Source organism: Paenibacillus sp. OAE614, from assembly GCF_040546645.1.
GTDB classification, from domain to species: Bacteria; Bacillota; Bacilli; order Paenibacillales; family Paenibacillaceae; genus Paenibacillus_AQ; species Paenibacillus_AQ favisporus.
Map to the genome: position 1 here is coordinate 1823259 of NZ_JBEPOD010000001.1, position 15105 is coordinate 1838363.

Annotated in this window: 13 protein-coding genes and 1 pseudogene; 13 read left to right on the forward strand and 1 reads right to left on the reverse strand. The window is 54.5% G+C overall.

Annotation, left to right across the window (positions count from 1 at the left end):
• Nucleotides 1-29 precede the first annotated feature (29 nt).
• The 10 genes and pseudogenes from ylqF (at nucleotide 30) to ABIE48_RS08805 (ending at nucleotide 9529) form a co-directional block, all read left to right on the forward strand.
• Nucleotides 30-896 carry a ribosome biogenesis GTPase YlqF gene (ylqF, locus tag ABIE48_RS08760; protein WP_145157514.1) on the forward strand — a complete coding sequence of 289 codons (867 nt, stop codon included), beginning with the start codon at nucleotides 30-32 and terminating at the stop codon, nucleotides 894-896.
• A 145-nt stretch (nucleotides 897-1041) separates the two neighbouring features.
• Nucleotides 1042-1878 carry a YitT family protein gene (locus tag ABIE48_RS08765; protein WP_076168205.1) on the forward strand — a complete coding sequence of 279 codons (837 nt, stop codon included), beginning with the start codon at nucleotides 1042-1044 and terminating at the stop codon, nucleotides 1876-1878.
• 190 nt (nucleotides 1879-2068) lie between these two features.
• On the forward strand, nucleotides 2069-2863 hold the full coding sequence (locus ABIE48_RS08770; protein ID WP_192715335.1) for an amino acid ABC transporter substrate-binding protein: 795 nt from the start codon (nucleotides 2069-2071) through the stop codon (nucleotides 2861-2863).
• A 19-nt stretch (nucleotides 2864-2882) separates the two neighbouring features.
• Nucleotides 2883-3560: an amino acid ABC transporter permease gene (locus ABIE48_RS08775; RefSeq protein ID WP_192714754.1), complete on the forward strand. Its 678-nt coding sequence runs from the start codon at nucleotides 2883-2885 to the stop codon at nucleotides 3558-3560.
• 18 nt (nucleotides 3561-3578) lie between these two features.
• The gene (locus tag ABIE48_RS08780; RefSeq protein ID WP_192714753.1) at nucleotides 3579-4328 is read left to right on the forward strand and encodes an amino acid ABC transporter ATP-binding protein; all 750 of its coding nucleotides are present in this window, start codon (nucleotides 3579-3581) and stop codon (nucleotides 4326-4328) included.
• 622 nt (nucleotides 4329-4950) lie between these two features.
• Nucleotides 4951-5634 (forward strand): annotated as a pseudogene (locus ABIE48_RS08785) (ribonuclease HII); the annotation flags it as partial.
• Between the two features lie 440 nt (nucleotides 5635-6074).
• On the forward strand, nucleotides 6075-8132 hold the full coding sequence (locus ABIE48_RS08790; RefSeq protein WP_192714750.1) for a hypothetical protein: 2058 nt from the start codon (nucleotides 6075-6077) through the stop codon (nucleotides 8130-8132).
• A complete protein-coding gene (locus tag ABIE48_RS08795; RefSeq protein ID WP_192714749.1) occupies nucleotides 8129-8431 on the forward strand; it encodes an EscU/YscU/HrcU family type III secretion system export apparatus switch protein in 303 nt (100 codons plus the stop codon). The genes ABIE48_RS08790 and ABIE48_RS08795 overlap by 4 nt, the downstream gene beginning before the upstream one ends.
• Nucleotides 8428-8814 carry a YraN family protein gene (locus ABIE48_RS08800; protein ID WP_260869272.1) on the forward strand — a complete coding sequence of 129 codons (387 nt, stop codon included), beginning with the start codon at nucleotides 8428-8430 and terminating at the stop codon, nucleotides 8812-8814. The genes ABIE48_RS08795 and ABIE48_RS08800 overlap by 4 nt, the downstream gene beginning before the upstream one ends.
• A gap of 355 nt (nucleotides 8815-9169) precedes the next feature.
• The gene (locus tag ABIE48_RS08805) at nucleotides 9170-9529 is read left to right on the forward strand and encodes a phage holin family protein (RefSeq protein ID WP_192714748.1); all 360 of its coding nucleotides are present in this window, start codon (nucleotides 9170-9172) and stop codon (nucleotides 9527-9529) included.
• A gap of 685 nt (nucleotides 9530-10214) precedes the next feature.
• On the opposite strand, the gene ABIE48_RS08810 is transcribed toward ABIE48_RS08805, so the two are convergent.
• Nucleotides 10215-11807 (reverse strand): YifB family Mg chelatase-like AAA ATPase, encoded by a 1593-nt coding sequence (locus tag ABIE48_RS08810; protein WP_192714747.1) that lies wholly within the window; start codon nucleotides 11805-11807, stop codon nucleotides 10215-10217.
• Between the two features lie 337 nt (nucleotides 11808-12144).
• Between ABIE48_RS08810 and ABIE48_RS08815 the strand changes: the two genes are divergently transcribed.
• The 3 genes from ABIE48_RS08815 to sucD all read left to right on the forward strand — a co-directional run bounded on the left by ABIE48_RS08815 (nucleotide 12145) and on the right by sucD (nucleotide 15060).
• The gene (locus ABIE48_RS08815) at nucleotides 12145-12615 is read left to right on the forward strand and encodes a MarR family winged helix-turn-helix transcriptional regulator (RefSeq protein ID WP_089546539.1); all 471 of its coding nucleotides are present in this window, start codon (nucleotides 12145-12147) and stop codon (nucleotides 12613-12615) included.
• Nucleotides 12616-12935: 320 nt separating this feature from the next.
• Entirely contained in the window at nucleotides 12936-14096 is a 1161-nt protein-coding gene (sucC, locus tag ABIE48_RS08820; RefSeq protein ID WP_076168179.1) for an ADP-forming succinate--CoA ligase subunit beta, read from the forward strand.
• 34 nt (nucleotides 14097-14130) lie between these two features.
• A complete protein-coding gene (gene sucD / locus ABIE48_RS08825) occupies nucleotides 14131-15060 on the forward strand; it encodes a succinate--CoA ligase subunit alpha (protein WP_076168177.1) in 930 nt (309 codons plus the stop codon).
• Nucleotides 15061-15105: the final 45 nt, after the last annotated feature.

Genomic DNA, 15105 nt, shown 5'->3' on the forward strand with positions numbered 1-15105 from the left:
TTTGCGGACAAGAGAATGAGGTGATGACGGTGACGATTCAATGGTTTCCTGGTCATATGACCAAAGCGCGCCGCCAAATACAGGATAAGTTAAAGCTGATTGACGTCGTGATCGAGCTGATCGATTCGCGTCTTCCGCTGTCCAGCCGCAATCCGATGATTGACGAGATTTTGCAGGGGAAGCCCCGGCTGATCATTATGAACAAGGCGGATTTGGCAGACCCTTCGGTAACGAAGCAGTGGCAGGATTATTTTAAAGAGGAAGGCCATACGGCATTTCCGGTCGATGCGGCTACAGGCACGGGCGTGAAAGAGATTCCTGGACAGCTGAAGCTGCTCCTGAAGGAGAAGATCGATCGCCAAATCGCCAAGGGGATGAACCCGCGGGCGATCCGTGCGCTGATCGTCGGCATCCCGAACGTAGGCAAGTCGACGCTGATCAACCGGCTCGCCGGGCGCAGCATTGCCGCAACGGGGGACCGGCCGGGCGTGACGAAAGGCCAGCAGTGGATTAAGGTAGGCGGAGAAATCGAGCTTCTGGATACTCCGGGGATTTTGTGGCCCAAATTTGAGGACGAGAACGTTGGCTACCGCCTCGCGGTAACCGGCGCGATCAAGGAAGAGATCCTGAACGCAGAGGATGTCGCCTTTTTTGCGGTCAAATACCTGGTCCAGTATTACTGGGACGCCTTCCGGGAGCGCTTCGAGATCGATGCGGACATGCCGCACAACCCGGACGAGAGCGACGAAATCGTCTCCATCATGGAAGCGGTGGGGCGTAAGCGCGGCTGCTTGATGAGCGGCGGACGGGTGGATCTGGAGAAAGCGTCGAAGACGCTGCTGCGGGAGCTGCGCGCCGGCAAAATGGGCCGGTTCTCGATGGAAGCCCCTTACTAATCGGAAAAGAACGCCGGATACGATCCAAGTATCCCGCGTGTATCAAAGCGAGATGTACAGTATCATAGTGAACGAACAAGCCCAGTTCCGTTATAGGTACTGGGCTTTTTTTGCGTGTTGATTTATGGGAGAGGAAGGCCGTCATATGAAAAAAAGAATGATGGAAATCATGACGATCATCGCGGGGGCGTTTATTTTTGCGCTCGATATCAATCTGTTTGTCATTCCCCACGACCTTGGCGAAGGCGGTGTGACCGGGATTACGATCATCCTGTACTACCTGTTTGCATGGTCGCCGGGATTGGTCAACCTGATTTTGAACGCGATCCTGCTGATCGTTGGTTATAAGTTTTTGGACAAAATGACGACGGTGTACACCATCGTTGCTGTCGTGTTTAACTCTTTGTTCCTCCATTTGACCGAAAATTGGACACTTACATCGAACGAACCGATCGTCAATGCGATTTTTGGCGGTGTATTGGCCGGTGTCGGCATCGGGCTGATCGTGAGGGCCGGAGGCACCACCGCCGGTACGGTCATTTTGGCGCGGATTGCCCATAAATATTGGGACTGGAACATCAGTTACGCCCTGCTGTTCTTTGATCTGATCGTCGCGTTCTCCTCCTACTTTATCATTGGCGCGGAAAGCCTGATGCTGACGATCATTATGCTGTTCGTCGGCACGAAGGTGATGGAATTCATCATCGAGGGCCTAAACCCGAAGAAGGCGGTGATGATCGTATCGGAGCAGCATGCGGAGATCGCCGAGAAGGTTAACCGGGTCATGGACCGGGGAGTCACCGTGTTTAAGGGGTACGGCTATTACAGCAAGTCGGCCAAGGAAGTGCTGTACATCGTCATCAGCAAGCAGGAGGTGCCTGTCCTGAAAAAGATCGTCAAGGTGGCGGACAAGCAGGCGTTTATTACGATCCATGACGTTCGGGACGTGTTTGGGGAAGGATTTATCGACATATCGAAATAGTGCTGCAGCACAAAATAGACTTAGAATCGAGAATAGGAAAGCTCATGACCTGGGGTCATGGGCTTTTTTTGTCGGGATCAAGCGTAAGTACGGGCGGCCGCGCATGAAAATACAGCATCGTGGCAAAATAGGTGAAAACGGTTAGAGGAGGAAAAATGTGAGAAGCTGGCGGATTTATTGGGCAATCGTGATGACGTTGATGCTGGCCGTGACGATGGCGTGCGGCGGAAATACGGGAACGAAGCCGCAGGAAGGGCAAACCGGGGGTGCCCATACGGGTAAAAACCTGCTTGAGACGATCAAGCAAAGCGGCAAGCTGCGCATCGGCACGGAAGGAACATATGCACCTTTTACCTATCATGATAATAAAGGAACGCTAACCGGTTTTGACGTTGACCTGGGCCGGGAGATTGCCAAAAGGCTCGGCGTGAAGCCGGAGTTTATCGAAACGAAATGGGACGGCATGATCGCCGGCTTGGACGCCGAGCGTTTCGACGTGGTGATGAACGAAGTATCCATTAATGCGGAGCGGAAGGCTAAATACGACTTTTCGGACCCTTACATCGCCTCCAAGGCGGTATTGATTGTGAAGGACAATAATCAGGACATTAAAAAGCTGGCCGACCTCAAAGGCAAAAAAGCAGGGCAGTCGCTGACGAGCAATCTGAATCAAATTGCTAAAGACAACGGTGCCACGATCGTGCAGGTCGACGGTTTCAACCAAGCGATCGACTTGCTGCTGTCCGGGCGCATCGATGCTACGGTGAACGACAAACTGTCCTATCTCGACTTCAAAACAAGACGTCCCGACGCGCCGATCAAGGTGGTGGACGAAACCGATACGGGCAGCACCAGCGCCGTACTGATGAACAAAAACAACAACGAGCTGCGGGACGCCATTAACCAGGCGCTGGCCGACATGAAGAAGGAAGGAACGTACCTTGCCATCTCCAAAAAATACTTTGGTACGGATGTATCGAAATAAGCGGGATGGGGGTTAACCGATGAATGACAGAACCGCCCACCTCACCGATATTTTTATCGACTCCTTTGTGCCGCTGCTCATGGCGGGGATCAAGTTCACGATTCCCCTGACGATCATTTCCTTCATTCTCGGTTTCGTGCTGGCGTTCCTTACCGCTCTGGCCCGATTGTCGCGCTGGAGCATTCTCCAGCGGGTCGCCTGGTTTTATGTGTGGATCATCCGGGGGACTCCGCTGCTTGTCCAGCTGTTTATCATTTTCTACGGTCTTCCGAGCATCGGCGTTGTTATCGACGCATTCACCGCCGCGGTGATCGGGTTCTCGATCAGTGTCGGAGCCTATGGTTCCGAAATTATGCGCGCCGCGATCCAGTCCATCGCCAAGGGGCAGTGGGAGGCGGCCTACTCGGTCGGGATGACCCGTTCCCAGGCGCTGCGCCGGATTGTTCTGCCGCAGGCGGCAAGGGTATCGCTGCCACCGCTGGCCAACTCTTTTATCAGCCTGCTGAAGGATACGTCGCTGGCTGCGACGGTAACACTCACAGAGCTGTTCCAAAAGGGGCAGCAAATTACGGCGGTCGTGTATGAGCCTTTGCTGCTGTACTGCGAGGTAGCCTTGATCTATCTGATCTTCAGCACCGTTCTGTCGGCGGTCCAGCATCAGCTCGAACACATGTTTGACCGTTATGCCGCAAGATAGCGAAACGAGGGATGCATCATGATTGAAATCAACGATCTGAGATTAAGCTTTGGCAGCAATGAAGTGCTCAAGGGAATCGACCTGTCGATCGAAAAAGGACAAGTGACGGTCATCATCGGGCCCTCCGGTTCCGGAAAAACGACGCTGCTCCGTTGCATCAACCTGCTGGAAATCCCGACGGAAGGGATGCTGCGGATCGGAGACTCCACCTTGTCGTTCAGGGAAGGAAACAAGCCGGGAAGGGGAGACATCCTGGCTTTCCGGAGGAAAACCGGTATGGTTTTTCAATCGTATAATCTGTTTCCCCATATGACGGCTCTGCAGAACGTGATGGAGGCGCAGGTCATCGTGCAGAAAAAGGGCAGAGCGGAGGCCAAAGCGAGATCGCTGGAGCTTCTGGGCAAGGTAGGACTTGCCGGCAAAGCGGACTCCTATCCGCACCAGCTGTCCGGCGGACAGCAGCAGCGGGTCGGTATTGCCCGGGCAATGGGCATCGGTCCGGAGCTGCTTTTATTCGATGAACCAACGTCCGCCCTGGACCCGGAGCTGGTCGGTGAAGTGCTGAAGGTCATCAAAGAGCTGGCTGTAGAAGGCATGACGATGGCCATCGTGACCCATGAGATGAAATTCGCGAGCCAGGTGGCGGACCGGATCGTATTTATGGACGAAGGAATCATCATGGAGCATGGCAGCCCGAATGAGGTGCTAAACCATCCGGCGCAGGAGCGGACAAGGCAGTTTTTGTCGCTGCTCAGCGAGCCGGTGTAAAATACATGCAGGTGCTTGCGGGCACGGCGACGATAGCTGCATTGATGCAGCTATTTTTTTGTGTGGGGATCGTGGTGCACGGGTGTTTAAAGTTGTAGTGCCTTCTCAAGCAGCTGAATAACCGCATTTGGAAATTTACGAAAATATGGTTGGTTGCGGTGATGTCAAAAAGCTTGTGTAAGGTAGAAGTTGGTTGGGTAACACTTTTCAAAGAGTTTGGCCAGTTCACGGTGGAATCCGGGATTGCCAAAACCACGATGACCCATATTCAAGTCGTTCGATATAGCTGCATCCATGATCACTCCTCGAAGTACATCCATCTCATACAGCATATTCACCTCTTTGCCGAACACTCTTCTTTTTCAGTACATTCATCACTTTGCAGTTACATTCTTCTCATTACAGCACATTCTCCTCCTAGCTTCGTGAGGCCAGGTTTTTCACCGGTGAATGCTTTCGGCCATAACGGCTCGGCGCATCTTCTGTACCCAGCAGTTCGCACCCCGATTTTTGGAAGTCTGCCAGATGTCGTTTTTCGTTGGAATCCGCCGTCCGAACATAGTACAATAAAAAGGATAGATTGCGAGTTTGATAGACTTGCCAGGGGAATGAGCGGGAATACCCCTTGGCTCTTGCAGCACGGAGGAGGAAAGACAGCATGGATACGGAAGAGATCGAGCAGTCCCCGAGGGACCTGCTAAAATATGAGCGCGAATACATAGAAAAAGATTACCGGTACATAGCGGGCGTGGACGAGGTCGGAAGAGGCTGTTTATTTGGCGACGTGGTGGCGGCGGCCGTGATCCTGCCGGAAGGACTCGTTCTGGAGGGCGTCGACGATTCGAAAAAATTGAGCGCCAAAAAACGGGACTTTCTGTACGACGTGATTATGGAGCAGGCGCTTGCCGTCAGCGTAGGGTACGTGGATGCCCGAACGATCGATGAAATCAATATTAAGCAGGCGGCCCGCCTGGCGATGAAAAAGGCGGTGCTTGGCCTGACGATCGCCGCGGATTTTTTGCTGGTGGATGCGGAGCATGTGGACGTGCCCGTTCCACAGCTGGCGATCATCAAAGGGGACGCAAACAGCCAATCGATCGCTGCGGCTTCGATCGTGGCCAAGGTTAGCCGGGACCGGCTGTGTGAAGGAGAGTGGGAGGCGAAGTATCCCGAGTACGGCATCGCGATCCATAAGGGCTATGCAACCAAACTGCACCGTGAGCAGCTGGCAGCTCTGGGACCGACACCGATGCATCGCCGCAGTTTTTTGAAAAATGTGGAAGTTGTGCAGCAGACCCTGTTTTAGGGCTGCTGTTTTTTTGCCAGGTAAAATGGAAACTCGGGTGTCGCGATGTAAACTTTTATAAGGAAAAAGTTTGGCTGATCAGACTTTTGGAAGGTGGGTTTTCCTGGATAAGCATCTCCAAGCTTTGATTCAGAAAACAGACCAACCTTAGTTGCAGGCTCGCCGTTTCGCGTCGTCTCTGTTCCTCGCGGACCAATCAGGACGTAACGATGACCCCAGCATCCGATAAAACTTATTCAGCCAGATTCATAATTTGTTGAACGGTATTTTAAATTTCATGTTTGAAGAGCTGAGCATTTGCAGCAATTATGAAGATAGGGGACGATCTTTGGGTGAAAAGAAACAACGGAGATCGTGAACGCAGATATACGGACTACAGCCCTTGGCTCTTTCGGCCGATAAATAAATAAGCGAAGGAATACGGAAGGGGGAGAGGGACATTGAATATCGGTTCACTACTGCGCGGCATGATGGGAGACACCAAAGCGGGCGAGACCAAACAGCTGGATTTGAAGGAAGGGCAAGTCGTCCGCGGCGTTGTGCTGAGCGTCTCTGAGGACGGACAGGAGGCCGTCCTGCAGATCCAAGGCGTCAAAGTACGGGCGGCGCTGGAAACGCCGCTTCAGCCTGGGCAGGCAGCGGTCCTGCAGGTACAGCCGGACAATGGCGGTGGTCTTCCGGTATTGAAAGCGATGGAGGGTTCCCCCTATGGGTCCGGGACTCCGATGTCGCTTGCGGATGTGCTGCAATCGCTCGATCTGCCGGATACGCCGGAGAATCGGGCCATGCTGGAGGCGCTGCGGTCTTCGGGCGTATATGTGACAAAAGAAAACGCAGCCGTCTTCAAAGACGCGCTGGCGTTAAAACCTGCCGGGGTCAGCACAGAGCAGTGGCTTGGCGCCGCATCGATTGCCAATCAGCGCGGACTGCCGCTGACGGCCGAAAGCGTCCGCGGGCTGCAGCAGGCGGTATTCGGCCCGCCGGTGCACCAGCTGCTTCACGTGCTGGAGGAACAGCTGAATGCGTTCACCGCGCAGGCTGGAGCGGGTTCGGAGGAAGCGGGGGCTGCAGTCAAAAGCGGACAGGGCGTCATTACGCCACAGGCTTCGGGGCAGCAGCCGCTGGCTTCGTTACCCGGAGCGGCTACGCAGCCGGGGGCTGGCAGCATAGCGGCTCCAGAAGCGGAGCCAACGGCCGGTGCCCGCAGCCCAAAGAGCACCGAGGCAGAGGGGGATGCCGGGAAGGCGGCGGGGCGCGCGGCTGACGGCACATCCGCGGCCGGCACGGCTGCCGCGGCGTCCCATCCAGCGGCGGCGCTTCAGCCGCTGGTCGCCAGGCTGCAGGCGCTGCTGCAGCAGCTGCGCGCGGCACCGCTCACGGGTGCCGTCGCACCAACGCCCGCGCCGGCTGAGCCGGCGGGCGGGCCTGCGGCCGGCGGCTTCGCCGCGCCGGCCGCGGAACCTGCGCCGCAGCACGCGGCGCAGGGAGGCGAAGGCCCCGCAGGCACGGGGCCTTCGCCCAAGACGCCCCTGTCCCACGGCGCGGAGCCGTGGGTGGGGCGTCTCTTGAAGCTGCTCGGTGCGGAGCACGAGCAGCAGGGTGTGCGCGCGGCGCTGCTGCAGCCCGCGCAGGAGGCCCCGCAGGGGCCGGGTGCCGCGGCGGGGAACGCGCGGCAGCCCTTGGCTGCACCGGCCGCAGGCCAGGGTGCAGCGGCAGAGGCAGGCCCGGCACAGCCGGGGCCTGCGCCGGGAGCGGCGAGCGCGGCAGGAGCCGCCGCCGCGCAGCCCGCTCCCGAAGCTGTGGACGGTCCGGAGCTGACCGTCCGGCCGCATGCGGTTCAGCAGCAGCCTCCCGGCCCGGCGCATCACGCCGTGCGGCCGGAGCAGCTGGCTGAGCCCGCTGCGCGGATAGAGCAGGCGCTGCAGGAAACCGGGCAGCGCGACACGCTGAAGGGGCTCCTCCTTCAGCTCGTCCAGGACGACGCTGCGCCGCCGGCCTTGAAGGAGGCGGCGCAGCAGGTCATCTCGCAGCTGACCGGCCAGCAGCTGCTCCTGAACACGGACCGGACGGCGCCGTTCGCCCAGGTCACGTTGTTCCTGCCCTTGAACGGGCCGGACGGCCAGGAGACGGCGTCGGTGCATGTCCAGTCCAGGCGTGGCCCCAAAGGAGAACTGGATGCATCCAACTGCCGCCTGTGGTTCGACCTTCAGATGAAGCATCTCGGACAGACGCTGATCGACGTCCAGATCGTCGACCGGATCGTCAGTCTGAAGGTCCACAATGATCAGGAATGGGCTCAGTCCCTGGTGGAAGACAGACGGCCTGAAATCGCTGACGCCCTATCCTCCATCGGCTATCAGCTTCTGACGCTTAAAGCCGCTCCCCTACCGTCTCCGGCCGCTGAACAACAGCCAGCTGGCTTGAGTGCGGCCATGGGCGGTCACCGCGTGGCGGACTTCGTGCCGCAGAGCTACAAGGGGGTGGATATGAGGGTATGAGCAGCAAGCCGCAGGAGCCGTCCCCAAGTATGAAAAAGGCGGTCGCCCTCAAATACGCGCCCGGTGACAACGATGCCCCGGTCGTCGTGGCGAAGGGCCGGGGGAAAGTGGCAGATACGATTCTCGAGACGGCGAAGGAACACGGGGTTCCTGTTCAGGAGGACGCCGCGCTGGTGGAGGTCCTCTCCAAGCTGGACCTGGATCAGCAGATTCCGCCGGAGCTGTATCACCTTGTCGCGGAGGTTCTCAGCTACATTTACCGGGCGGACCGGCTCGCTCGGGAAAGGCCGTTCGAATGAACGGACGGGAAGGAAAAATGAAGGATAACCGCCGCCAAAAAGGAGCAGCCGCGGAGCAGGCGGCCACCGACCTGCTGCTCTCCACAGGTTACCGCATCCGTGACCGGAACTGGCGCTGCCGCAGCGGCGAACTGGACGTGGTCGCCGAGGACGGCAGCGTCATTGTTTTTGTAGAGGTGCGCAGCCGGACCGCCGGCACCTCCTTCGGCACAGCCGCAGAATCTGTTAATTTCCGCAAAATCCGCCAGGTCCGCAGCACGGCCGAAGTGTATCTTCACGCACAGCGGCTGGAGGGCCGCGAGGTACGCTTTGACGTCGTCGCCGTGGAGCTGGGGCGCGATCTAAGCATTGCCGCGATTAATCATATACAGGGGGCGTTCTAGGACGAGCCCCTAATCAAAAACTTCCAATTCCATGCGATTGGAAGTTTTTTTATTACCCCATTTGCGCTGGGTTAGCTCGGTCCTCTCAAAAGACGAATAACAGCAGCAGTACATTTAGATGCGACCGCTCTTATCTGAGAGGTGGAAAAGTGGATATATTACTGTAATTTTTTACCTTATGGTGAAGGTAATTTGAACTCATCATAGAATAATCTAAGTAAGAGTGATGTGTGAACTTGCCTAAAATAGAATTTTTCCTAAGTATCAACATCAGAGGATGACAGTATCATTTTTTTGAGCTTACCTCAACCCGTTCTTCATCGAAAGGGGAAACGACGATTTCGTGGGAGGTATCATGAGGAATATTCTGAATTTTCTTGTTACCTTGTTGGTGTTCTGGATAGGCAATGAGTACTTTAATCCATATCTTTCGATAACAGATACTAAAACTTTGCTGATTGCATCCCTTCTGATGTTCATCATTAGTCTTTTATTCAGTTTAGCCATGGTAATGTCGGTGATGCTGATCACTGTAGGGATTGGGTGTTTGACCACTCCGGCTTTAATGTTGGCTTCCATCGTGCTGACACCCATTAAACTTTGGCTTCTGGACAAATACCTGTATGGATTTGAAATACATGGATGGTGGACATATGTCATTCTTACTTTGGTTCTTAGCCTATTCACTGTGAAAGTAAAAGAGAGACGTGATTAATGATATGGCAAAAAGCCTGTGAGACATTTACGAATTGAGGAGGAGCCTGTGTTTAAAAATAGACACTGGAAAAAGTATCTCATTCTACTTGCCATTATGCTACCCATTTTCATTGTTTTTATATTTATGCTTCCACATGATAAACGGACTATTGCACTAGGGATTTGTCCATCCATATTCTGGATAATGTATTATTCATGGATCGCATTGGAGAATAGAAAAAAGATAGATAGAACAAATATTAAATGAAGGATAACGTGAAGTTCTATCCTGCCAATATGGCGGTTGGCTGCCCGATGAATTACCTGCCAAGGTTTTAAATTATATCCAGAAGAGATGACTGGGTTTTGAAGAGAGAATGGATTGACGGAAATAACCTGCCTCAAATGGCAGGTTATTCGTTGTTTGTGAACCCCAGTGTCCAGTTTCTTCTGATGATTTACAATAAGGCGCCTCGCATCCCTGTATCGTTTGATGCTGCGCATCTAGCTGCTGATAGAGCTCGACGTTCTTGTTTTCTGTAGTTTAGATATCGATCTCTTCAGCTTAGAGCACAGGTCATGAAGAAGGATGGCCTGAGGGGTCGAAGGGCAATCTGCATCATTTTTTTTCGTAATAGTAGCAAAATATTGACTTAAACCGTGGATCACATTACTAGGGTTTATATCGCAAATTTGCTTCCTATTTACCCCACCCCCGTAATCTGCGGCCGGTCCAAATTCCTGTACTGGATCGCTTCCGCCACATGGTTGAAGGCGATATTCTCCTGGCCGTCCAGGTCAGCGATCGTCCGGGCCAGTTTCAGGATGCGGTCATATGCCCGCATGCTGAGGCCCAGCGTTTCGATCGTCTGATGGAGCATATCGGCTGAAGCGGAGTCGAGCCTGGCGAAACGCCGGAGCGCACTGCCGGTCAGCTCGCTGTTCCAGCCGCCATAACCGCTGCCGTATCGTTGTTGCTGACGGGCATGGGCTTCGAGCACCTGACTGCGCATTTCAGCCGAAGACAGGCTCGGTGCATCCGTGGACCATTCCTTAGGCCGGGGGACCTCGACTTGAAGATCGATCCGGTCAAGCAGCGGGCCGGAGATTTTGGCGCGGTATTGGGCGATCCGGCTGAAGCTGCATGTGCATTGATGTTCCGGGTGATCGCTTCCGAGGTATCCGCACGGACACGGATTCATCGAAGCCGCCAGCATGAAGTGCGCCGGGAAGGTGTGCACGGCACGCGCCCTGCTGATCGTCACCGTTTTGTCCTCCAGCGGCTGCCGTAGCACTTCGAGCACCTGGCGGTTGAATTCCGGCAGCTCGTCCAGAAACAGGATGCCCCGGTGGGCTAGGCTGACTTCGCCCGGCTTGGGTATCGTTCCTCCACCGATCAGTCCTCCGGAAGAGATGGTGTGGTGCGGGGAACGAAAAGGACGTCTGCGGATGAGGCCGGAGCCGGGTTCCTTCAATTTCCCGGCCGCGCTGAATATTTTGGTCGTTTCGAGCGCTTCCTGCTCGGTCATGAAGGGCAGGATGGTCGGCAGGCGCTTGATGAGCATCGTTTTGCCGGTTCCGGGCGGTCCGATCAGCATAATGTTGTGCATGCCGGCGGCAGCAATCGTGAGCGCCCTTTTGACATGGAGCTGGCCGAGCACATCGGCATAATCTTCCGCAGGAAGGTGATCAGGTACGGAAGCTGCGGCAACAGCCGGTGCTTTCAGCAGCGGGGACAAGGTTTGAATCCGGAGGGGCTGGTCTTTGCCCGGCACGTCAGCATCCGAGTGTTCTGCGGCTAACTGACGCAGCTCGTTCAAATGCCGGATGGCATAAATATTCATATGATCGATTAAGACGGCCTCACCGGCATTTTCTTCCGGCAGCAGAACGGCGGTGAATCCCTCGCGCTTCGCCCTGTCCACCATGGACAGGACGCCGTTAACGGGCCTCAGGCTGCCGTCGAGCGCCATTTCTCCGATGAGAAGCAGCTTCTCATCCTGCGGCAGCAGAAGCTGTCCGCTCGTTACGAGAATGCCGAGGGCAATGGCCAGATCAAACGCGGAGCCTTCCTTTTTCAGATCGGCCGGTGCGAGATTGATCGTGACGCGCTGAAGGGGGAAGGTGAAGCCGCAATTTTTGATGCCCGCCCGGACACGTTCCACCGCTTCCCGGATGGCGGAGTCCGGCAGTCCGATAATGCTCGTCTGCGGCAGTCCGTTGGAAATGTCGACCTCCACCTGAATGATAACCCCGTCAATTCCGTATAAACATGTACTGTGCATTTTTCCATACATACAATAAAGCACCCCTATTCCCCGGCGGTTTCCCTGGACAAACGAGAACGGGATCGCCGTAGTTGACGGAAAAAAGGTGCTTCCTTATTTTCGCTTAAGTTTACAAAAATTGTAGGACCGTAAGCAGTAAAAGTCAAGATGGAAGGCATCGGGGATGGGAAATAGAGGTATGCTTGTAAGGGAGTGATTCAAGACCGATTTGTTGTTTAAAATTTAAAAGTATACAATAAAATTGGACGGCATCAGTTGCCCCTGCAGAAGATATCGCGCAATTACTATGATAATGTGACAAAATTATGATAATATTATGACAAGAAGGCAGGTGAAGACGAAAGTGATGAAACCAAGTGAAATGAATCCGCAGCTGCAGCTGGAAAATCAGCTGTGCTTTACCATCTATGCCTGTTCGCGAGAAATCACCAAGCTGTATCAGCCCCATCTGGAGAAGCTCGGTGTGACATATTCCCAGTATTTGGTCCTGCTTGTGCTTTGGGAGCGGGGACAGTGTACCGTGAAGGAGCTTGGGGAGGCTCTTTTCCTGGACTCCGGCACCTTGACGCCCCTGCTGAAGAGACTTCAGGCCGCTGGTCTGATTCACCGTGAGCGCTCTGCCCAGGACGAACGGAAGGTCATCATCACGTTGACGGACGAAGGAAACAAGCTGAAGGAGAAGGCGCTGAACGTTCCGGCCGCCATGCAGCAGGAGCTGTGCCTGAACGAGAGCGAATTCGGGCATTTGCTGGGCCAGTTCAAGAGTCTGCTGAACCGTGTCCATCACAACAACGAACAGCAAGAGGGCAAGATGTGAAGTGAAGAGCGATTTTTGCAGACAACATCTGCAAATTTGTCGCTCTTTTTCCCTGTTATCCATGAAACCATGTTGGAACGATGCAAGGCTCCAATGGAATTATATCGGGCCTAAGACGTTACTTAGAGGGCGGATTTTACCATCAAATCCCAAATATTCTCTCAAACGGATTAAACCGATATCAAAAAGCTGTCGATGGAAACGCAGTTTATTAAGGTAAGCGTTTTAAAAACATGTTACAATAGCTTGGGTTTATATTATTTTCCAAGAGATATCAGAACCCGCCTTGTAGCAGTCATGTTGATAGGAGGATACCGTAAATGAATATCCATGAATATCAAGGAAAACAAGTGTTAAAGCAGTACGGCGTTACCGTTCCGAACGGAAAGGTGGCCTACACCGTGGAAGAGGCGGTTGAAGCCGCTAAATCCCTGGGCAGCCAAGTCACGGTTGTCAAAGCGCAAATCCATGCAGGTGGCCGCGGTAAAGCCGGCGGCGTCAAAGTGGCCAAGAACCTGGACGAGGTTCGTGCTTACGCGGAGGAAATCCTCGGCAAAGTGCTCGTTACGCATCAGACAGGCCCGGAAGGTAAAGAAGTCAAGCGGCTTCTGATCGAAGAGGGCTGCGATATCCGCAAGGAATATTACGTCGGCGTCGTTGTTGACCGCGCTACCGGACGTGTCGTGATGATGGCATCGGAAGAAGGCGGAACGGAAATCGAAGAGGTTGCCGCTGCAACGCCTGAGAAAATTTTCAAAGAAGTGGTGGATCCGGCCGTTGGCCTGCAGGTTTTCCAAGCACGCAGACTGGCTTATGCGATCAACATCCCTAACGAACTGGTCAACAAGGCGGTTCAGTTTATGATCGCCCTGTACACCGCTTTTGTTGACAAGGACTGCTCCATTGCAGAAATCAACCCTCTGGTTGTAACGGGTGACGGCAATGTCATGGCACTCGATGCCAAGCTGAACTTTGACTCCAACGCACTGTTCCGGCACAAAGACATTCAAGAGCTTCGCGACCTGGACGAAGAGAATGAAAAAGAAATCGAAGCTTCCAAATACGACCTGAGCTACATAGCTCTCGACGGCAACATCGGCTGTATGGTCAACGGCGCAGGCCTTGCCATGGCCACGATGGATATTATCAAGTACTACGGCGGAGACCCGGCCAATTTCCTCGACGTAGGGGGCGGTGCCACGAAAGAGAAGGTTACCGAGGCGTTCAAGATCATCCTGTCGGATGAGCAGGTCAAAGGCATTTTCGTCAACATCTTTGGCGGAATTATGCGCTGCGACGTCATCGCCGAAGGCGTGGTTGAAGCTGCCAAGCAGCTCGGCCTGACCCGTCCGCTGGTTGTGCGTCTTGAAGGAACCAACGTGGATCTGGGCAAGAAAATTTTGGCCGAATCCGGCCTGAACATCGTGCCTGCCGACTCCATGGCTGACGGCGCCCAAAAAATTGTCTCACTCGTAAAATAGAATCTTTAAAATACGATAGGGGATGTGAACAAACGTGAGTATTTTGGTCGATAAAAATACAAAAGTCATCACACAGGGCATCACCGGCAAAACCGCCCTTTTCCATGCGAAAGGCGCCCTCGACTACGGCACGCAAATGGTCGGAGGAACTTCTCCGGGCAAAGGCGGCACCAAGGTTGACATTACGCTGGAGAACGGCCAAACGGTCAGCCTGCCCGTATATAACACGGTTGTAGAAGCCAAGGAAGCGACTGGCGCGACTGCAAGCGTTATCTACGTACCGCCGGCATTTGCGGCTGACTCCATCATGGAAGCCGTCGATGCGGAAATGGAACTGGTCATCTGTATTACGGAAGGCATTCCGGTGCTGGACATGGTCAAAGTGTCCCGTTACATGGAAGGCAAGAAAACCGTCCTGATCGGACCAAACTGCCCAGGGGTCATTACACCTGGAGAATGCAAAATCGGCATCATGCCTGGGTACATCCATACTCCGGGCCATGTGGGCGTCGTATCCCGCAGCGGAACGCTGACCTACGAAGCGGTTCATCAATTGACGACCCGCGGCATCGGCCAGTCCTCTGCGGTAGGCATTGGCGGCGACCCGGTAAAAGGCTCGGAGTTCATCGATATTTTGAGCCGCTTTAACGATGATCCGAACACCTATGCAGTGATCATGATCGGCGAAATCGGCGGAACGGCGGAAGAAGAGGCAGCGGAATGGATCCGCGCCAACATGACCAAGCCGGTCGTCGGCTTCATCGGCGGCGTTACTGCGCCTCCAGGCAAACGCATGGGACATGCGGGCGCTATTATTTCCGGCGGTAAAGGCACGGCGAAAGAAAAGATCGCCAAGCTTGAGGAATGCGGCATCAAGGTCGCTCCGACGCCTTCGGAAATGGGATCTACGCTGGTAAGCGTTCTGGAAGAGCGTGGCCTGCTGGAAAAATGTACGACTCACTAATATAAACCGGCGTTATTTACGGTTCAAAGGTAAGCAACCTTTTAT